This is a genomic window from Microbacterium dextranolyticum, from assembly GCF_016907295.1.
Taxonomy (GTDB): Bacteria; Actinomycetota; Actinomycetes; order Actinomycetales; family Microbacteriaceae; genus Microbacterium; species Microbacterium dextranolyticum.
In genome coordinates, this window is sequence record NZ_JAFBBR010000001.1 from 1,909,531 (window position 1) to 1,928,682 (window position 19,152).

The following is a 19,152-nucleotide window of genomic DNA, read 5'->3' on the forward strand; positions in this document are numbered from 1 at the left end:
GACCTAACGAGAAAGGGAGACGCTCCGAGCAGAGCGCCTCCCATTCTACAAGCCGGATGCCGCAGGGTCCCCCGCGGCGCCCCGAGGGCTCATCAGGCGCGCGGATCGACCTCGTCCGCGTCGATGCCGGCCGCCAGATCGGCCAGGCGCTTGTCGCGGCGGCCGCGCTGGATCTCGGGGTCCGGAACGGGCACAGCGGCGAGCAGGCGCTTCGTGTACGCCTGCTGCGGGCGACGCATGATCTGGTCACGGCTGCCCACCTCGACCAGCGCGCCGTGGCGCATGACCGCGATGCGGTCGGCCAGCTCGTCGATGACGGCGAGGTCGTGGCTGATGAACAGACACGCGAATCCGCGCTCGCGCTGCAGCTCCTTCAGAAGCTCCAGGACCGTGGCCTGCACCGACACATCCAGGGCGCTGGTCGGCTCATCGGCCACCAGCACCTTGGGGTTGAGTGCCAGCGCGCGGGCGATGCCGACGCGCTGCTTCTGTCCGCCGGAGAGCTCGTGCGGGTAGCGCGACGCGTACTCTCGGGGCAGCCGCACCGAATCCAGCAGCGCACGGACCCTCTTGTCGAGCGCGGCGCCCTTGATCTTCGCCGAGAGCAGGATCGGCTCACCGATGGAGTCGCCGATCGTCAAGCGCGGGTTCAGCGAGCTCGACGGATCCTGGAACACGATCCCGACCTCGTGGTGAAGCGTGTGGAGCTGGTCGCGCTTGGCGTTGGAGATATCCATGCCCGCGACCTCGAGCCGACCCGAGTGGATCGGCAGCAGGCCGATCGTGGCACGCCCGATCGTCGTCTTTCCCGAGCCGGACTCGCCCACGAGCCCCAGTACCTCGCCCTGGTAGACCTGAAGGTCGATGTGGTCCGCCGCGCGGAATGCGGGCACGCGTCCGCGCTTCGGGTACTCGATCGCGACATCCTCGAAGGAGACGATCACCGGCGTGGTCGGGGTCGCGGCATCCGGCGCCTGCAGATCCTCCGTCGTGATGCGCGGCACGGCGCCCAGCAGCGCTCGTGTGTACGGGTGCTGCGGTGCGGCGAACACGCCCGCGACCGTGCCGGTCTCCACGATGTCGCCCTGGCGCATGACCACGATGCGGTCGGCCATATCGGCGACGACGCCCATGTCGTGCGTGATCAGCAGGATCGCCGATCCGAGCCGGTCCTGGAGCCTGCGCATCAGTTCGAGGATCTCGGCCTGCACCGTCACGTCCAGTGCCGTCGTCGGCTCATCGGCCACCAGCAGCAGGGGGTCGCAGGAGAGCGACTGAGCGATCATCGCGCGCTGCCGCTGCCCGCCGGACAGCTGGTGGGGGTACGAGTCGAACGCCTTGACGGGGTCGGGAAGCTCCACCAGCGTCAGCAGCTCGATCGCACGCGCTTTCGCCTCGGCCGGCGAGGTGCCGAAGTGCTGTCGCAGGGTCTCGACGATCTGAAAGCCCACGGTCAACACGGGGTTCAGCGCCGTCATGGGCTCTTGGAAGATCATCGAGATCTGGTTGCCGCGGATCTCCTGCATGTCGCGGGGCTTCATGCCGATGAGCTCGCGCCCGGCCAGCTTGGCGCTGCCGCTCACGCGGGAGTTCTGGGGAAGAAGTCCCAGCAGCGACATCGACGACACGCTCTTGCCGGAGCCGGATTCACCGACGATGGCCAACACCTCGCCGGCGGCGATCGAGTACGACACCTTCCGCGCGGCGGGAACCCAGAATCCGTCGACACCGAAGTCGACGTTCAGGTCGGTGACTTCCAGCACCGGGCCACGATCGGGCAGGCCCGCCTGGGCGGTGGACGACATGCCGCGGGACGTTCTCATCGGCGGTTTCCTTCTGTTGGTCGTGCGGACGGACGCTCGGTCCGGAATGCGACGATGGAGTAATGACGGAAGATGTGCGCGGGTACCGGTCGATGACCAACACCGTGATCGCGATCGGACTGTGGATCGGGGTGGCGGCGGGCGCGACGCTGGTGGCGATCCTGGGCGCGACGACGTCCACGGACCACTTGTGGGCACTGATCCCGCTGGCTCTGGCCGCCGTCCTCGTCCGCGAACTGTTCTGGCGACCCCGCATCCAGTGGGACGACGAGGCGATCACTCTCGTGAACCCCTTCGCCACGACGATCGTCCCGTGGACCATGGTCGTCGATATAGACACCCGGTTCGCACTGACGATCGTGACTCCGGCCCGTCGCTACCGATCCTCGGCCGCGCCCGCCGCCGGTGCGGTCACCATGCCGCACGGGGGCCGCGACAGCCTCGGACCCGACCAGCGAGACGGCGTGATCCGGAAGTCCGCCGCCCTCGGCACCGATTCGGGCGACGCCGCATACATCGTCCGGGCCGTCTGGAACGACCTGGTCGAGAAGGAACGCATCCCTCTCGGACGTGCCGCCAGCGACCGAGCCCGCACCCGCGTTCATGCCGGCATCATCGCGCTCACCGTCCTGCTGGCCGCCGCGACCGTTCCGGCGCTGCTGAACTTCTGACAGCATCCGGAATTACTCCGGGTCCCGCAGGGTCGGGGTGCCGGTGCGCGGATTCTGTGCACCGGCATCCATGAGCGTCGTCGGCGCCGCGACATCGGGCTCCGCGAGGTTCGCCCGCTCCTTCGTGCGACGGCGCGAGAACCGCCGGCTGCGCGGGTCGAAGGCCTCACGGAGAGCGTCGCCGAAGATGTTGGCCGACAGCGCCAGCGTGACGATGAACACGGCGGGCCACCAGAACAGCCACGGTCGCACGGTGAACGCCGACTGGTTGACGCCGATGAGGAGACCGAGCGACACGTCAGGAGAGCGGATGCCGTAGCCGAGCAGCGAGATGGCGGCTTCGAGGAGGATCGCGCCCGCCGCCAGCAGCGAGCCGGCGACGATGATCACACCCGTCGCGTTCGGCAGGATGTGGCGGAAGATGATGCGCGCATCGGAGGCGCCGGCGACGCGCGCCGCCTCGACGAACTCGCGCTCACGCAGAGACAGGAACTCGCCTCGCACGAGACGGGCGATCACCATCCAGCTGAAGAATCCGAGCATCAGGCCCAGCACCCATACACCCACCGCGCCGGCCCAGTTGCCGACGACGGCCGCGATGACGATCGCGGGGATGACGATGAAGACGTCCGTGATGCGCATGAGGACGGCATCCACCCAGCCACGGAAGTAGCCGGCGATGGCACCGACGGTGATCCCGACCACCAGAGCGATGCCGGTGATCAGCATCATCGCGACGAACGAGTTCTGAATACCGCGCATCGTCATGGCGAAGTAATCGCGACCGATGCGGTCCTGGCCGAAGGGGTGGTCACCGAGCGAGAACGGGAACAACGACAACGTCGGCTCTCCCCCGTTGACGCTGTCGGCGAGGTCGTACCAGTTGTACTTCCACCAGCCCGGGATCGGGCCGAGCCCGACCGCGCTGGTCGCGAACGCGACGACCGCGAGGAGCACGAGGGCCGCGATCAGCCCCACCTTCTGCGACGCGAAGCGCCGCCAGATGATGCGGCCCTGACTGATCGAACGCTCCTCGACGTCACCGGAGGCTGCGGAGATGGTGCTGGACATCAGCGGACCCTCACTCTCGGGTCGAGTGCCGCGTAGGCGAGATCGGCAAGGAAGTTGAACAAAATGGCCATGAACGCGATGACGATGAAGTAGCCCATGACGGGATAGAGGTCGCCCGGTCCGAGCGAGCGTTGGAACAGCGCACCCATACCGGGGATCGCGAAGATGAACTCGGTGATGATCGCCCCACCGAGTAGACCGCCGAGGTCGGTCGCCACCAGCGTCGTGATCGGGATGAGGACGTTGCGGAACGCGTGACGGACCACGACGACGCGCTCGGGCATGCCCTTCGCTCGCGCCGTGCGGACGTAGTCCTGACTGAGCACCTCGATCATGCCGGCACGGGCATAACGGGTGTAACCGGCGAACGAGATCGTCAGGAGCGAGATCGTGGGCAGCAGCAGGTGGAAGAAGACGTCGAGACCGACGCGCCACATGTTGTCGGGCGCATACCCGGGAGTCGATGACCCCACCGTCGCGATGGGGCGGCCGTTCATGTCCTCCATGTAGCCGGGGAACGACTGCATGAACCGGTCGATGAGGATGATGATGCTCACCAGCAACGCGACCAGCGCACCGATGCGCATGTTCTGCGTCCTGTCGTCACCACCCACGAAGAAGCCGGTGGCCAGCCCCACCGCGAGAGCGATGACGAAGAGAATGACCAGGGTCCAGAACGTGGAGACGTCGAACAGCCCCTGCAAAGCGAAGTAGCAGACGATGCCGACGACGGTCACGATGCCCGCCGTCAGCAGTGCCCGCCGCTGACGAAGCCCGGCGATCAGCATGGTCACGCCGATCGCGACGCCGACGCTGAGCGCAATGACGCCGATCGGGCCGAACCCGGGCGTGAGGAACCAGCCGGTCGCGCTCATGTAGAGCAACAGACCCGCCGTGATGGCGAAGCTCACACCCCCCGAGGTGAGACGGCGGCGAGCATCACCGCCGACGACGGCCTGGACGATGAGTGCCACGACGATTCCGACGACCAGCGACACGACGATGGGGATCACCGGGTTCTGCAGGAAGTCGTTGAAGCCGATGGCCACGAAGTTCTTCAGCAGCGCCGCAGCGAGGAACGACGGCAGCGAGTACAAGAAGAGGCTCAGCACCGTGAACGAGACGTCGAACCCGCTGTTCTCGCGAAGCGCGGAGAGGATGCCGGTCGAGATGCCGAACAGGATCGCGAGCAACAGCGCCGCTGTGACCATCTGCACGGTGGAGACCATCGCGATGGGAAGGACCTCGGTGACCGGGGCCCCTGGAAGGTGGTTCCCAGGTTGCACGCGTTCGCGAACGGGATGAGGCACTTGGCGGCTCCGCCGACCCACATCGCCCAGCGCAGCGGAGGCGCCACGTCGAGGTTCGCGAGCTGGATGCGCGCCTCGATCAGCTGCTCCTTGTTGGGGTTGTTGGAGCTGCGGAGGTCCTCGAGCGGGTCGGTGGAGAACGCGACCAGATTGAACATCACAAAGGATGCCGCAAGGAGGATGAGGATCGACACACCGACCCTACGGAGTATGAAACCGACCAAAGGTCACTCACTTCGACGTGCACAGGGACGGCGGCGTCGATCAGGTCGTGATCGCCGGTCCCATCGATTGACAGACAGGTGCCGGGGTGGCGCCTTCGGTATCTACCGTAGACGCCACCCCGGCCTGGTTACTACTTGGTGTTGGTGCTCTGCTTGACAGACCACTCCCAGTTGTTCCACACCGGTCCGGTCTGGTTGCCCATGTACTTGATGCCGTCCACCTTGCTGGAGACACCGTAGATACCGGGGGCCTGGAAGAGCGGCAGGCCGTAGCCCTCTGTGAAGGCGGACTTGTCGATCGACAGCATGAGGTCGGTCAGCTTGTCCTTGTCGAGGGTCGTCTGCGTCGCCATGGCGTCGTCGTTGGCCGCGGTGAACTTGTTGTAGTTGCCACCGCCGTTCGACGCGAACAGCTGCGGGATCTGGGCGGTGCCGATACCGGGCGAGATCCAGCCGAAGAGCGAAGCGTCGTAGTTACCGGCTGCCAGAAGGCTCGACCACTTGGGGTCTCCGCCGTCGACGACCTGGAAGCCCGCCTTGGCGGCGGACGACTGGATCGCCTGGAACTCGTCCACGCGGTTCGGGTTCTTCGTGTTGTACAGGATCTTCACCGTCGGCGTCTTGCCGGCGAGGAGCTCCTTGGCCTTGGCGATGTTGTCATCGAGCTTCGAGGGGTCGTACTTGTCAGAACCGTTCTGCTTGACGGTCGTCGCGTACTCGGCCTGGTTGGGCAGCCACAGCTGCGAGTCGAGGACCTTGGCGTCGGGGTTGACCGGCGTGACGATCGCGTCGAGGATCTGCTGGCGCGGAACGGTCAGCAGGAACGCCTCGCGGACGGTCGGGTCCTTGAAGACGTCGGAGCCGAAGTTCAGGTCGAGGTGGTCGTACGAGACCTGGTCACCCGTGAGGACCTGGGCGCCGGAGACCGCTTCGAGCGACTTCTTCGTGTCGGCGGATGCCTGCGGGTAGACGAGGTCGACCTCGCCGTTCTGCAGAGCGGTGACCTGGGCGGCGGAATCGCCGATGACACGCATGACGAGCTTGTCGATCTTCGGGGCGAGGTCGCCCTTGTAGTTCGGGTTGTGCTCGAAGGTGAGCGACTGACCGGGCGTCCACGCGGAGAGGACCCAGGGACCCGAGGAGACCAGAAGGTCCTTGTCGGTCGGGAACGACGTGATGTCGTAGCCGGTGTTGACGAAGTCCGCAGCCTTCTTCAGCGTCTCGTCGGCCGCAGCCGGCGCGGCCTTGTCGCCGCGGGGAAGCTTCTGGAGGTAGGAGGTCAGGTCGGCCGCCGACGACAGTCCGGCCTTCTTGGCGACGACGTGAGCCGGCGTCGTGAGACCGCTCTGGCCGATCGCGAACAGGACGTCCCAGTCCACGTACGGCTTCGCGTACGTGAGGGTGATCGAGTGGTTGTCGTCACCCACCTGCGGGAAGCTCGTCGAGTCGAGGCCCGCCGTCGAGCCCGCGAGCTGGAAGTACTGCGTGCCCGAAGTGACGTTGCCGTCTGCGTCGGTGGTGGCGGAGTCGTAGTAACCGGAGCCGATGGCCCAGGCGAGGACCATGTCGTCTGCGGTGATGGGCTCGCCGTCGGACCACTTGAGGTCCTTGTTGAGCGTGTACTTCACCGTCAGCGGGTCGTCCGAGACCTTCTCGAACGTTCCGAACGACGTGTTCTTCACGACGTTGAAGTTGTTGTCCGGGTACAGGAACCCGTCGGCCGTCAGGTACTGGTACTGACCGTTGGTGTCCAGGTTGCCCTGCGGCGTGTTGCTGTTGAGCGACGTCAAGTCGTTCACGATGGCCATGGTGACGGTTCCACCTGTGGGCGCCGAGCTGTTGGCGTTTCCGCCACCGCTGGCGGTGCAACCGGTCAGGGCGAGGGCGCCGGCCGCGACGACCGCGGCAAGGGCTCCCCAGCGTGACTTCTTCAATTGTCCTCCTGTGTCAGGGATGGTGCGCAGGCGAGTGAAACCCGCACCGCACGGATACCGAAACCATAAGTTGTGGGCATCCTTGATCAAAACCGTTAGGGAAAACGTTACAGACCCTTAACTCGTTTCGGATCCGATGTGACAATCTGACAAGGTGAGCAATTTTCCCGGCGCCGAACTGCCAAGGTTTCGGGAGCATCGCACCCGCCTCTGGTGGGAGATCGCGATCGTGCTCGCTCTGTCGGTGGGGCGCTCGGCGCTCTACTCGGTGCTGTCGCTCGTACAGGCGCTCACTCGCGACCAGGCCCTGGGCGATCAGTCGACGTCGCTGAACCCCGGCGCGAACGCGCAGCAGTTCTGGGACGTGCTGTACCAGTTCCTCGGGCAGGCGTTCGCCCTCGCGCCCATCGCACTGGCGGTCTATCTGCTGTGGGAGCCGGGGGTCTCGGCGTTTCGCCGGATCGGTCTGGACTTCCGCGTCTTCGGGAAGGATCTGGGCGCAGGCATCCTGCTCATCGTCGTTATCGGCGTGCCGGGGCTCGGGCTCTACGCCGCCGGGCGCGCGCTCGGGATCACCGTTCAGGTGGATGCCTCGCCGCTCGACGGCTCGTGGTGGACGATCCCGCTCCTTCTTCTCGCGGCGCTGCGGGCGGGACTGACGGAGGAGATCATCTTCATCGGCTACCTGTTCGACCGCCTGCGGCGCCTGGGCTGGAGCACGTGGACGATCATCCTCTCGACCGCGGCACTGCGCGGCGCCTACCACGCCTACCAGGGCTGGGGACCGATTGCGGGGAACATCGCGATGGGCGTCGTGTTCGGATGGGTGTACCACCGCTGGGGACGCGTCATGCCGCTCGTGATCGCGCACACGGTCATCGACGTGATCGCCTTCGTCGGGTATCCCCTCGCCGCCGCGTGGTGGCCCGGGGTATTCGCCCCGGCATCCTGACCCTTTTCTCGGCCCCGGACTCGACTCACCGCCGTCCTCGTTCTCGGGTTCGAGGCGCGGTGGTTGGGGGTCTCGTGTGGTCGCTTCCACGCCCAGGCCACGAGCACGAGCGACCCCGAACCCGGGCCGAGGCGACAACAGGCGACCCCGAACCCGGGGGCAGGATGGCCGGGCCGGCCCTGGCATCCTCACCCCCGGCCTCGTCCCCGAGGCAGCGAAGTCCCGACATCAGGGTCGCGTGTGGTCGGGTCCAGGCCCACAACGCGACCACAGGCGACCCCGAACCCGTGCCGCGGCGAGCACAGGCGACCCCGAACATGCTGCGTCGACGCGACGCCGCACCGCGACCCGCGCGCGTCAGGCGAAGGCCTCCGGGGGCGGGCAGGCGCACACGAGATTGCGGTCGCCGTAGGCGTTGTCGATGCGGCGGACCGGCGGCCAGTACTTCGCGCGCACGAGGGCGTGCACGGGATAGACCGCCTGCTCGCGCGAGTAGGGGTGCGACCAGGCATCCGTCGCGATGGACTCTGCCGTGTGCGGCGCGTTCACGAGGGGGTTGTCGGATGCCGGCCACTCCCCCGCCGCGACACGGCCCGCTTCGGCGCGGATGGCGATCATCGCCTCAATGAAACGTTCGATCTCGCCGAGATCCTCCGACTCGGTCGGCTCGACCATGAGGGTGCCGGCGACGGGAAACGACATGGTCGGGGCGTGGAACCCGTAGTCGATGAGCCGCTTGGCGACGTCGTCGACCGTGATCCCGGTCTCGTCCTTCAGCGGACGCAGGTCGAGGATGCACTCGTGCGCGACGAGCCCGCCCTCACCCGAATAGAGCACCGGATAGTGGCCCCGCAGCCGCAGCGCGATGTAGTTCGCGGCGAGCACCGCGGCACCCGTGGCATCCCGCAGCCCCCGCGCACCCATCATTCGGATGTACGCCCACGAGATCGGCAGGATGGATGCCGAGCCGTAGGTCGCGGCCGACACCGGCCCCCCGTCGAAGACGAACCCTCCCGCGTGCTCCGCGCGCTGCGCGAACGGATGCGAGGGCAGGAACGGCGCGAGGTGCGCCTTCGCGGCCACCGGCCCCACACCGGGCCCACCGCCACCGTGCGGAATCGCGAACGTCTTGTGCAGGTTCAGGTGCGACACGTCGCCCCCGAGGTCGCCGAAGCGCGCGAACCCGACGAGAGCGTTCATGTTCGCGCCGTCGACGTAGACCTGTCCGCCGGCCTCGTGCACGGCTGCGCACAGCTCGACGACGTCGTGCTCGTAGACCCCATGGGTCGAGGGGTACGTGATCATGAGCGCCGCGAGCGCACCCGCATGCGCGGCGATCTTCGCGCGCAGGTCGTCGAGGTCGACGTTGCCCGCCTCGTCGCACGCGACGACCACGACCCGCATGCCCGCCAGTACGGCGGATGCCGCGTTCGTACCGTGCGCCGACGACGGGATCAGGCACACGTCACGCTGCACGTCGCCGCGCGAGTGGTGGTAGCCGCGGATCGCGAACAACCCCGCGAGCTCGCCCTGCGACCCGGCATTGGGCTGCAGCGACACCGCGTCGTAGCCGGTGATCTCGGCGAGCCACGACTCGAGCTGTTCGATCAGCACGAGGTAGCCGGCGACGTCGTCGGCGGGGGCGAACGGGTGCACGCGCGCGAACTCGGGCCACGACACCGCCGCCATCTCGGTCGCCGCGTTGAGCTTCATCGTGCACGAGCCGAGCGGGATCATGCCGCGGTCGAGCGCGTAGTCGCGGTCCGCGAGTCGCTTGAGGTAGCGCATCATCGCCGTCTCGGAGTGGTGCGCGTGGAAGACGGGATGGATCAGGAACTCATCCCTGCGGCGCAGACCCGCCGGCAACGAGCTGGCGCCGGTCCCCTCCGCCCATCCGAAGAAGCGCTCCTCGGGCGCACCGAATACCTGCGCGAGCGCATGGATCTCGCTGAAGGTCGTCGTCTCGTCGACGGAGATGCCGACGGAGTCGCTGTCGCGGAACCAGAGCTGGAACCCGCGCTCCCGCGCACGTTCGACGATCCCACCCGCGCGCCCCGGCGTCCGCACGACGATCGTGTCGAAGAAGTCGTCGTGCACGACCTCGTTCCCTGCCTCGACGATCCAATCGCGCAGCAGGTGCGCCTTCATGGCGACGTCTCCGGCGATCCGGCGAAGGCCCTGCGGCCCGTGGTAGACGGCGTACATGGATGCCATGACCGCGAGCAGCACCTGGGCGGTGCAGATGTTCGACGTCGCCTTCTCGCGGCGGATGTGCTGCTCGCGCGTCTGCAGCGACAGCCGGTAGGCGGGTGCACCGGCAGCATCCCGTGACACGCCGACCAGGCGTCCGGGCAGCTGCCGCTCGAGACCGGAGCGCACCGCCAGGTAGCCGGCGTGCGGACCGCCGAAGCCCATCGGCACGCCGAAGCGCTGCGTCGTGCCCACAGCGATGTCGGCGCCGAGCGAGCCCGGCGAGCGCAGCAGGGTGAGCGCGAGCAGGTCGGCCGCGACGACCGCGAGGCCGCCCTGCGCCTGCACGGCGGCGATGGGTCCCGACGGATCCCACACCCGGCCGCTCGCCGACGGGTACTGGATGAACATTCCGAACGCGTCGATGCCCGCCGCCTCCGCGGCCACATCGGCGTCGAAGCCGGCACCCGAGCCTTCCCACGGCCCGACCGGAACCTCGACGATCTCGATGCCCAGCGCTGCGGCGCGATGAGCCAGCACCGCCTTCGTCTGCGGGAAGGCGTCGGCATCGACGAGGAACACCTTCGAGGAAGACTTCGACGCGCGCCGTGCCACCAGCATCCCCTCCACGACGGCGGTCGCCTCGTCGAGCATCGATGCGTTCGCGGTCGCGAGCCCGGTGAGGTCGGTCACCATCGTCTGGAAGTTGATGAGCGCTTCGAGGCGCCCCTGCGAGATCTCCGGCTGATAGGGGGTGTAGGCGGTGTACCAGGACGGGTTCTCGAGTACGTTCCGGGCGATGACCGACGGCGTGAGCGTGTCGTAGTACCCGAGGCCGATCATCGACCGCGCCGGCCGGTTCTGCGATGCGAGCTCGCGCAGCTCGGCGAGCGTCTCGGCCTCCGTCGCGGCGCGCGGAATCGCACTTTCCGACACGGCGGCGGCATGGATGGATGCCGGCACGGCGCGATCCACGAGCGCCTCGACCGTGTCGTACCCCAGGGCGCGGAGCATCTGCGCCTGAGCCAGGGCGTCGGTTCCGATGTGGCGATCCTGGAATGCGGCGGAGGTCACGCCTCGCCACCCGTGAGCGCCACGTAGGCCGCGCGGTCGAGGAGCCCGTCGAGATCCGCGGCATCCACGCGGACCTTCACGAGCCAGGCGGCGAATGCGTCGCCGTTGACGGATGCCGGGTCGTCGACGACGGCGTCGTTGACGGCGACGATCTCGCCCGTGAGCGGGGCGTAGAGCTCGCCCACCGACTTCGTCGACTCGATCTCGCCGCACACCTCCCCCGCGGTGACGCTCGTGCCGACGGCCGGCAGGTCGACGAACACGACGTCGCCCAGCTTGTCGGCGGCGTAGTCGGTGATCCCGACGGTGGCGACGTCGCCGTCGAGGGCGACCCACTCGTGCTCGTCGGTGTATTTCAGTTCGGTCAGGTCGGTCATGCGATCCTCCGGTAGAAAGGCAGGGCGGTCACGGTCGCGGGGATGCGAGTCCCCCGCACGTCGATGAGAAGCTCGGTTCCGGGCGCCGCGAGCGCCGGGGGCACGAAGGCCATCGCGATGGGATGCCCGAGGGTCGGACTCAGCGCACCGCTCGTGATCTCGCCGACGGGCGTGCCATCGACATCCAGCACCGCATACCCGGCGCGTCCGGCGCGGCGGCCCTCCGAGACGAGTCCGACGAGGACGGGGAGGTCGGCCGATGCCGCCGCGAGCGCCTCCTTGCCGACGAAGTCGTCCTTGTCGGCGGCGACCACACGGCCGAGCCCCGCCTGCGTAGGAAGGATGTCGGTCGACAACTCGTGGCCGTGCAGCGGCATCCCGGCCTCAAGCCGCAGGGTGTCGCGCGACGCGAGGCCGGCGGGCACGAGGCCGAGCGGCTCGCCGGCTGCGAGGAGCGCATCCCAGAGGGCGGGGGCCACGGCGTTCGGCACCATCAGCTCGAACCCGTCCTCGCCGGTGTAGCCGGTGCGCGCGATGAGCAGCGACGCGCCCTCGAACAGCGCCGACGACCAGGCGTAGTAGCCGAGGTCGACCAGCGCCGGAGCAACGTCGGCGATGCCGACGGTCGCCTCGACGATCTCGCGGGCCCGGGGGCCCTGCACGGCGATGAGCGAGGTCTGATCGGAGATGTCCTCGACGCGTGGCGCGCCGGCGCCGGCGATGAACGCGAAGTCGCCCTTCAACTGCCCCTCGCGGAAGGCGTGCAAGTGCACGAACCGGTTGATCCGGGCATCCAGCTCGGCAGCGACGGCATCGCGGTTGCCCGCGTTGGAGATCACGAGAAAGCGGTCGTCCGCGATGCGGTAGACGATGACGTCGTCGATGACGCCTCCGGCCTCGTCGAGCAGCAGCGAGTACTTCGCCTTGCCGTTACTCATGGCCGAGACGCGGCCCGCGAGGGAATAGTCGAGGAAGGCTGCGGCACCCGAGCCGGTCACCAGGAACTCGGCCATGTGCGAGATGTCGAACAGTCCCGCCGCCGTGCGGACGGCGTGGTGCTCGGCGAGGTCCGAGCCGTAGCGCACGGGCATCGACCACCCGCCGAAGTCGGTGAAGGCGGCGCCGAGCGCCGCGTGGCGGTCGTGGAGCGGGGTGGTGCGAAGGTCGGACACGAGTTCTCCCCGGAATCGGGCGGGCGGATGCCGGGACCGGCATCCGGGAACTCCCCCTCTGTCATGGGCCTGAGAGTTTCACCCGATAGGTGCGCGGCGACGCACGTGCGGGCTTTCACCGTCGGCGGATCCCCTCACTGCGAGGATCGCTTTCCAGAGCGGCCGGACGCGGGCGGTACGCGGACCTGAGAGATTGGCGGGGAGGCTTGCTCCTTCGGTGCCCGGATCCTCGAGAAACGCTGGATGCCGGGGCTCTCCCGCACACGTCATGCGGCCTGTCTTCAGTTGCCCTGACAGCATAGCGTCGACGCCGCCCGGGCACGGGTCGGATTCTGCTCAGCGCGTGCAGGTGCCGGGCGGAACCGCGGGCGAATCGGCATCCACCGAAGCGAGCGCGGGACGCAGCTCTGCGGTCGTCATGGCGTATCCGCGCTCGTCGGTCCCCGTCCCCCGCGCGAACACGACCCCGATGACCCCGCCGTCGCCGTCGAGCAACGGCCCGCCGGAGTTCCCCGGCTGCACGTCGGCGGCGAGCGCGTAGATCTCCCGCGGCGCAGACGAGGTGTCGTAGATGTCGGGGACCGGGACGGACGCCACCGAGAGCACCGCCGCGGGAACGCTCGTGAACGGTCCGCCGTGCGGTTACCCCTGGACCGCGGCCTGCGTCCCCGGAGCTGCCGGATCGTCGATCGCGAGAGGCGCGCCCCCGAGGTCGCCCACCGCGATGACGGCGAGGTCGCCGACCGGGTCGAAGTACACGATGCGGCCTTCTCCGGCCCGCCCACCGGGCAGCTCGACGACGGGCGCGTCCACCCCGGCCACGACGTGCGCGTTGGTGACGACCAGCCCCGGCGCCGCGACGAACCCCGAGCCCGTCATGGAAACGCCGCACGCGTACGCCGTGCCGCTCACGCGGGCGACGGATGCCGCCGCCGCCTGCAGTTCCGGGTCGTCGAGGGAGACCGGCGGCGCGGTCGGCGTCACCACCGTGCCGATCGCCGCCTCGAGGCGCGGAAGCCCATCGGAGAGGAACGCTCCGCGAGCCGCAGCGAGTGCCTCGTCGACCGGGGCGGGCGTGAGGTCGTCGATGAAGCGGATCACGCGCGACGACGACACGGCCGAGGAGACGCCGGGGATGCCGGCGGCGCCGAGCCCCGCGCCGACGAGCAGGAGCACGAGGGCCGTTGCCCCCAGGCTGAGCACGCCGCCCAGGAAGCGTTCCAGACCACGCAGCTTGATGCGGTCGACGCCCCGTCGGATCACGTGCCCGACGGCTGCTCCGCCCGCCGCGCCCAGCACGACGAGACCGATCGCCCCGGCGGCGAGGGCCGCCGATCGCCATCCTCCCGAGGGGAGCACGTCAGCCAGCCAGGGCGTTGCCAGCGGCAGCAGCCACAGCGCCGCCGCGGCGCCCAGCACCATGCCGACGACGGACCCGAGGCTCGCGAAGAAGCCGCGGGCCAGGCCCGAGACGAACGCCGCGACGAGCGCGACGATGGCGATGACGTCCACGATCAGCACGATGCGTCCCCCGTCCACGGTAGGTCCCCACCGTACGGCGTCGACCCTGCGGATCGTCTGTATCCGCAGGTTGTTCCGACATCGCGGTTTGGTGTTCAGGTCACTGCGACTCTAAGATCGCTGACGAGGTTATGGTCATCATGACAAGAACAGATCCCCCGCGCGACGTCATCCGGGTCGCCGTGTCCACGGTGATCTTCAGCCTGCGCCGCGACCGCCCCGGCGCACCGGCGTCGGTCGTCCTGCCACTCGTGCGCCGCACGCGGAATCCGCACGAAGGACTGTGGGCCCTCCCCGGCGGCTGGCTCGACGCCACGGAGCAACTCGAGACGGCGGCATCGCGAACGCTCGCCGAGACCACGGGCCTCGCTCCGAGCTACCTCGAGCAGCTCTACGCCTTCGGCGACGTCGGGCGCTCATCCGATCGCGTCGTCTCGATCGTCTACTGGGCACTCCTGCGTGAAGGCGCGCAGCTGCCCGAAGATGCCGAGAACGTCGCGTGGTTCGACGCGGCACACCTGCCCCCGCTGGCCTTCGACCACAACCACATCGTCGAGTACGCCCTGTGGCGCCTGCGCAACAAGGTGGGCTACAGCCGGATCGCCCACGGGCTGCTGCCCGACCTGTTCACCCTCGCCGACCTGCGCGAGGTGTACGAGGCCATTCTCGACCGCGACCTCGACCCGGCGAACTTCCGCCGACAGGTCGAGAACTCCGGCACCCTCATCCCGACCGACCGTTTCCGCACCGGCAGTCACCGACCGGCCCGGCTCTACCGCTACAACCAGGACGTCGAGCTCGCCGAACGCGGGCCCCTGCGCGATCCCTCTCCCACCCGACACCAGAAGGCGGCGTCATGACATCCCTCACCCTGCACCCCCGCCCGCTCGACCCGAGCGTCGACCACGGCATCCAGGCGATCGTCGCCGGCGCCTCGACGTCCGAGACGTGCAACACGGAGCTCGCGGCCGGCCCCTGGGACTTCGACGCCCGCCCCGGTTACGGCCCGGGATCGTCGATGGGCGACGTCATCCCGACGGGTGCCCCGCGACAGGGTGAGCTTCCCGCGGAATACCGCGAGGCATCCGAGCTCGAACTGCACGCGCGGATCACCGCGGCCAAGACGACACTGGCCGACCGCGTCGTCGTCCTCGGCCACTTCTACCAGCGCGAAGAGGTCGTCACCCACGCCGACTACGTCGGCGACTCGTTCCAGCTCGCGAACGCCGCGCTCGAGCATCCGGATGCCGAGGCGATCGTCTTCTGCGGCGTGCACTTCATGGCCGAGACCGCCGACCTGCTCTCCCGGCCCGAGCAGTCCGTGATCCTGCCGAACCTCGCGGCGGGATGCTCGATGGCCGACATGGCCTCGATCGACGAGGTCGAGGACTGCTGGGAGCAGCTGACCGAGCTCTACGGCCCGCTCGACGAGGTCGATGCCGACGGGCTCGTCCCCGTCGTCCCCGTGACGTACATGAACTCGTCCGCGGCGATCAAGGGCTTCGTCGGCCGTCACGGCGGGATCGTCTGCACGTCCTCGAACGCGCGCACGGTGCTGGAGTGGGCGTTCGCGCGCGGGCGCCGCGTGCTCTTCTTCCCCGATCAGCACCTCGGCCGCAACACGGCGAAGGCGATGGGGGTGGCGCTCGCGCAGATGCCGATGTGGAATCCGCGCAAGCCGCTCGGAGGATCATCCGAGGCGGACCTCGCCGATGCCCGCGTGATCCTCTGGCACGGTTTCTGCTCCGTGCACCGCCGGTTCACGGTCGACCAGATCGACCGGGCCCGCGCCGAGCACCCGGGAGTCCGCGTGATCGTGCACCCCGAGTGCCCGATGGCGGTGGTGGATGCCGCCGACGAGGCCGGATCCACGGACTACATCCGCAAGGCCATCGCCGCGGCGACCGAGCCCACGACCTTCGCGATCGGCACGGAGATCAACCTCGTGCAGCGACTGGCCGCCGAGCACCCGCAGCACGAGATCTTCTGCCTCGACCCCGTCGTGTGCCCGTGCTCGACGATGTACCGGATCCACCCGGGGTATCTCGCGTGGGTTCTGGAGGCGCTCGTGGCCGGCGAGGTCGTCAACCGGATCACCGTGCCGGGAGACGTCGCCGCACCCGCACGGCGGGCCCTCGAGCGGATGCTGGCGGCCCGCCCGTGAGCGCGCACGGGCCTCGGCAGACGGCGGTGGTCGTCGTCGGCTCCGGGATCGCCGGGCTCGTCGCGGCGCTGCACGCGGCGGCATCCGGCTGCACCGTCACGCTCGTCACGAAGGATGTCCTCGAGCAGGCCAACACCCGCTTCGCGCAGGGCGGCATCGCCGGCGTGATGTTCGACGACGACAGCGTCACGGCGCACGTACGCGACACCCTCGAGGCCGGAGCGGGGCTCTGCGACCCCGAAGCGGTGCGCGTGCTCGTGACCGAGGGCCCGGACCGCATCCGCGAGCTGATCGACCTCGGGGTCGCGTTCGACCGCACCCCGGACGGCACCTTCGTGCGCGGCCTCGAGGCGGCGCACTCCTATCCGCGGGTGCTGCATGCGGGCGGCGATGCCACGGGCACCGCGATCGAGCGCGCACTCGTGGCGCGGCTGCGCGCGAGCGGCGTGCGCATCGTCGAGCACGCCTTCCTCGTCGATCTCGTGACGGACGGAGGCCGCGCCACCGGCCTCGATCTGCGGGTCGACGACGGCGTGCTCGACCGAACGCCCTCGCGGCAGCGTCTGATGGCCGATGCCGTGGTCCTCGCGACCGGGGGTGCCGGACGTCTCTACGCGCACACCACGAACCCGCCCGTCGCGACGGGCGACGGCATCGCTGCGGCCCTGCGCGCGGGCGCCCGTGTGGCCGACCTGGAATTCGTGCAGTTCCACCCCACCGTCCTCCCCGTGAGCATCGGCGCCGACGGCGCCGGTTCGGAGCCGTTCCTCGTCTCGGAGGCCGTTCGCGGCGAGGGCGCCGTCCTGCGCGACGAACAGGGACGTCGGTTCATGATCGACGTGCACCCCGACGCCGAGCTCGCACCCCGCGACGTGGTCGCCCGCGCCATCGCCGAGGTCATGGCGACACAGGGTGGGCGCCCGGTACTGCTGGATGCCACCGCCATCGGCCCCGACGGCGGTTCGAGCGCGAAGCGCACGGCGTCCTTCCTCGCGCGGCGCTTCCCCACGATCGACGCGGCGGTCCGCACCCGCGGATTCGACTGGGCCCGCGAAGCGGTGCCCGTCACGCCCGCGGCCCACTACCTCATGGGCGGAGTCGCGACCGACCTGCACGGACGGACCTCACTCCCCGGCCTGTACGCCGTCGGCGAGGTCGCGCGCACCGGTGTCCACGGCGCCAACCGCCTCGCGTCGAACTCGCTGTTAGAAGGAGCCGTCTTCGGTGCGCGGGCCGGCGACATCATCGCCCGCGATGCGGCATCCGGTGCGTGGCCCGTGGCCGCCGGTGCGCCGCGCTCCGCTGGGCCGACCGTCACCTCGGGGCACGCCGGCACCGCGCCGCACGGCGGCGCCGACATCATCACCGAGGGCTCTGCGGCGCACGCCGCCGCCCTGCCCGTCGCTCCGTTCTCGCGCACCGCGCTGCAGGAGCTCATGTGGCGCGATGCCGGGCTCGTGCGTGACGGCGCGGGGCTCGCACATGCGGCATCCGTCATCGATGCCTGGCTGCGCGCCGACCGCCACTCGGCGACCGTTGCCGCGCTCGAGGACGAGAACCTGCTGCAGGTGGCCGCGGCAGTCGTGGCCGCCGCCATCGCCCGCCCTGTGTCCGTCGGCGCGCACGCGCGTCGCGACCAGGTCGCTCCCGAACCGCAGGAGAGGCGGCCGCAATCCGAGGGAGAAAGCCCCGAATCGCCCGTTCTCGACTCCGTGCTCCTGCCGTTCGGCGCGCTGAGCGACCGGGATGCCGCCGTCGACGGCAAGGCGCGTGGTCTCGCAAAGGCGACCCGCTGATGCTCACCCGACACCACATCGACACCGTCGTCCGCGCCGCCCTCGACGAGGACGCCCCATGGGGAGATCTCACGAGCGAGACGCTGATCCCCGCGGATGCCGTCGCCACCGCCGAGCTGCGCGCGCGCGAGTCGGGCGTCTTCAGCGGCGGCGACGTGTTCGCCGCCGCATTCGTCCTCACCGACCCGCAGATCGCCGTCGACCTGCGCATCGCTGATGGCGACGCGTTCGCGCCGGGCGACGTTCTCGCGAGCGTGTCGGGTCCCGCGCGCGGCATCCTCACCGCCGAGCGCATCGGGCTGAACTTCACACAGCGGATGTCCGGCATCGCGACGCTGACCGCGGCTTACGTCGCCGCCGTCGCGCACACCTCTGCCCGGATCGCCGACACCCGCAAGACGACGCCCGGGTTGCGGCGCGTCGAGCGACATGCCGTCCGCAGCGGCGGGGGCCACAACCATCGGTTCAGCCTGTCCGACGCGGTGATGGCCAAAGACAACCATCTCGCGGTGCTCGCCGCGCGCCACGGATCGGTGTCGGCTGCGCTCCGCCACGCTCTCGAGGTCCTCCCCCACACGGCGCACGTCGAGGTCGAGGTCGACCGGCTCGACCAGCTCGACGAGGTGCTCGCGGTCACCGGCGGCGCCCGCGAGGTCGGAACGATCATGCTCGACAACTTCGGGCTCGACGACCTGCGCACCGGCGTCACCCGCATCGCGGGGCGCGCGACGGTCGAAGCGTCCGGCGGCGTCTCGCTCGCCACGGTGGGTGCGATCGCCGAGACCGGTGTGGATGTCATCTCGGTCGGCGCCCTCACGCACTCGGCACGTGCTCTCGATCTCGGGCTCGACGTGCGCCTGGACGGCTGACGAG

General features: G+C 69.3%; 14 protein-coding genes, 1 pseudogene and 2 riboswitches. Of the genes and pseudogenes, 6 read left to right on the forward strand and 9 right to left on the reverse strand.

The annotated features are described in order from the left end of the window. Positions 1 to 92: 92 nt before the first annotated feature. A complete protein-coding gene (locus JOE64_RS08855; RefSeq protein WP_204963916.1) occupies positions 93 to 1,823 on the reverse strand; it encodes an ABC transporter ATP-binding protein in 1,731 nt (576 codons plus the stop codon). A gap of 62 nt (positions 1,824 to 1,885) precedes the next feature. On the opposite strand from JOE64_RS08855, the gene JOE64_RS08860 reads away from it, so the two are divergent. Beyond that, entirely contained in the window at positions 1,886 to 2,494 is a 609-nt protein-coding gene (locus tag JOE64_RS08860; protein WP_204963917.1) for a PH domain-containing protein, read from the forward strand. Positions 2,495 to 2,506: 12 nt separating this feature from the next. On the opposite strand, the gene JOE64_RS08865 is transcribed toward JOE64_RS08860, so the two are convergent. From JOE64_RS08865 to JOE64_RS08875, 3 genes and pseudogenes are all read right to left on the reverse strand, one after another. Then, entirely contained in the window at positions 2,507 to 3,565 is a 1,059-nt protein-coding gene (locus JOE64_RS08865) for an ABC transporter permease (RefSeq protein WP_204963918.1), read from the reverse strand. Continuing rightward, positions 3,565 to 5,069 (reverse strand): annotated as a pseudogene (locus JOE64_RS08870) (ABC transporter permease). Before JOE64_RS08870 ends, JOE64_RS08865 begins: the two are co-directional and overlap by 1 nt. 161 nt (positions 5,070 to 5,230) lie before the next feature. Further along, a complete protein-coding gene (locus JOE64_RS08875; protein ID WP_204963919.1) occupies positions 5,231 to 7,033 on the reverse strand; it encodes an ABC transporter family substrate-binding protein in 1,803 nt (600 codons plus the stop codon). A gap of 154 nt (positions 7,034 to 7,187) precedes the next feature. Between JOE64_RS08875 and JOE64_RS08880 the strand changes: the two genes are divergently transcribed. Continuing rightward, positions 7,188 to 7,985, forward strand: a complete 798-nt coding sequence (locus tag JOE64_RS08880; RefSeq protein WP_204963920.1) for a CPBP family intramembrane glutamic endopeptidase — start codon at positions 7,188 to 7,190, stop codon at positions 7,983 to 7,985. A gap of 357 nt (positions 7,986 to 8,342) precedes the next feature. Here the strand turns inward: JOE64_RS08880 and gcvP are convergent, their stop codons facing one another. From gcvP to JOE64_RS08900, 5 genes are all read right to left on the reverse strand, one after another. Continuing rightward, positions 8,343 to 11,189 (reverse strand): aminomethyl-transferring glycine dehydrogenase, encoded by a 2,847-nt coding sequence (gene gcvP / locus JOE64_RS08885; RefSeq protein WP_239532098.1) that lies wholly within the window; start codon positions 11,187 to 11,189, stop codon positions 8,343 to 8,345. A gap of 56 nt (positions 11,190 to 11,245) precedes the next feature. Further along, the gene (gene gcvH, locus JOE64_RS08890; protein WP_204963922.1) at positions 11,246 to 11,626 is read right to left on the reverse strand and encodes a glycine cleavage system protein GcvH; all 381 of its coding nucleotides are present in this window, start codon (positions 11,624 to 11,626) and stop codon (positions 11,246 to 11,248) included. After that, positions 11,623 to 12,798 (reverse strand): glycine cleavage system aminomethyltransferase GcvT, encoded by a 1,176-nt coding sequence (gene gcvT / locus JOE64_RS08895; protein ID WP_204963923.1) that lies wholly within the window; start codon positions 12,796 to 12,798, stop codon positions 11,623 to 11,625. The genes gcvH and gcvT overlap by 4 nt, the downstream gene beginning before the upstream one ends. A gap of 51 nt (positions 12,799 to 12,849) precedes the next feature. Beyond that, positions 12,850 to 12,960: riboswitch (glycine riboswitch) on the reverse strand. A gap of 1 nt (position 12,961) precedes the next feature. After that, positions 12,962 to 13,068, reverse strand: a riboswitch (glycine riboswitch). A 66-nt stretch (positions 13,069 to 13,134) separates the two neighbouring features. Then, the gene (locus tag JOE64_RS14800; RefSeq protein ID WP_307821515.1) at positions 13,135 to 13,395 is read right to left on the reverse strand and encodes a trypsin-like serine protease; all 261 of its coding nucleotides are present in this window, start codon (positions 13,393 to 13,395) and stop codon (positions 13,135 to 13,137) included. A gap of 45 nt (positions 13,396 to 13,440) precedes the next feature. Beyond that, entirely contained in the window at positions 13,441 to 14,337 is an 897-nt protein-coding gene (locus tag JOE64_RS08900) for a CvpA family protein (protein WP_307821516.1), read from the reverse strand. Positions 14,338 to 14,459: 122 nt separating this feature from the next. On the opposite strand from JOE64_RS08900, the gene JOE64_RS08905 reads away from it, so the two are divergent. From JOE64_RS08905 to nadC, 4 genes are read left to right on the forward strand one after another with little or no spacing between them, the layout of a single operon-like run. Beyond that, positions 14,460 to 15,179, forward strand: coding sequence for an NUDIX hydrolase (locus tag JOE64_RS08905; protein WP_204963924.1), 720 nt, complete (start codon positions 14,460 to 14,462; stop codon positions 15,177 to 15,179). Continuing rightward, positions 15,176 to 16,483, forward strand: a complete 1,308-nt coding sequence (gene nadA / locus JOE64_RS08910) for a quinolinate synthase NadA (RefSeq protein ID WP_204963925.1) — start codon at positions 15,176 to 15,178, stop codon at positions 16,481 to 16,483. Before JOE64_RS08905 ends, nadA begins: the two co-directional genes overlap by 4 nt. Next, positions 16,480 to 18,279 (forward strand): L-aspartate oxidase, encoded by a 1,800-nt coding sequence (gene nadB, locus JOE64_RS08915; RefSeq protein ID WP_204963926.1) that lies wholly within the window; start codon positions 16,480 to 16,482, stop codon positions 18,277 to 18,279. Before nadA ends, nadB begins: the two co-directional genes overlap by 4 nt. After that, positions 18,279 to 19,148 (forward strand): carboxylating nicotinate-nucleotide diphosphorylase, encoded by an 870-nt coding sequence (gene nadC / locus JOE64_RS08920; protein WP_204963927.1) that lies wholly within the window; start codon positions 18,279 to 18,281, stop codon positions 19,146 to 19,148. Before nadB ends, nadC begins: the two co-directional genes overlap by 1 nt. Positions 19,149 to 19,152: the final 4 nt, after the last annotated feature.

Excerpts from the sequence above, each read along its gene's own strand:
- nadC (WP_204963927.1), top strand. The coding sequence starts at position 18,279 with ATGCTCACCCGACACCACATCGACACCGTCGTCCGCGCCGCCCTCGAC.
- JOE64_RS08855 (WP_204963916.1), bottom strand. The coding sequence starts at position 1,823 with ATGAGAACGTCCCGCGGCATGTCGTCCACCGCCCAGGCGGGCCTGCCC.
- nadA (WP_204963925.1), top strand. The coding sequence starts at position 15,176 with ATGACATCCCTCACCCTGCACCCCCGCCCGCTCGACCCGAGCGTCGAC.
- JOE64_RS08860 (WP_204963917.1), top strand. The coding sequence starts at position 1,886 with ATGACGGAAGATGTGCGCGGGTACCGGTCGATGACCAACACCGTGATC.
- JOE64_RS08865 (WP_204963918.1), bottom strand. The coding sequence starts at position 3,565 with ATGTCCAGCACCATCTCCGCAGCCTCCGGTGACGTCGAGGAGCGTTCG.
- gcvH (WP_204963922.1), bottom strand. The coding sequence starts at position 11,626 with ATGACCGACCTGACCGAACTGAAATACACCGACGAGCACGAGTGGGTC.
- gcvP (WP_239532098.1), bottom strand. The coding sequence starts at position 11,189 with ATGCTCCGCGCCCTGGGGTACGACACGGTCGAGGCGCTCGTGGATCGC.
- JOE64_RS08905 (WP_204963924.1), top strand. The coding sequence starts at position 14,460 with ATGACAAGAACAGATCCCCCGCGCGACGTCATCCGGGTCGCCGTGTCC.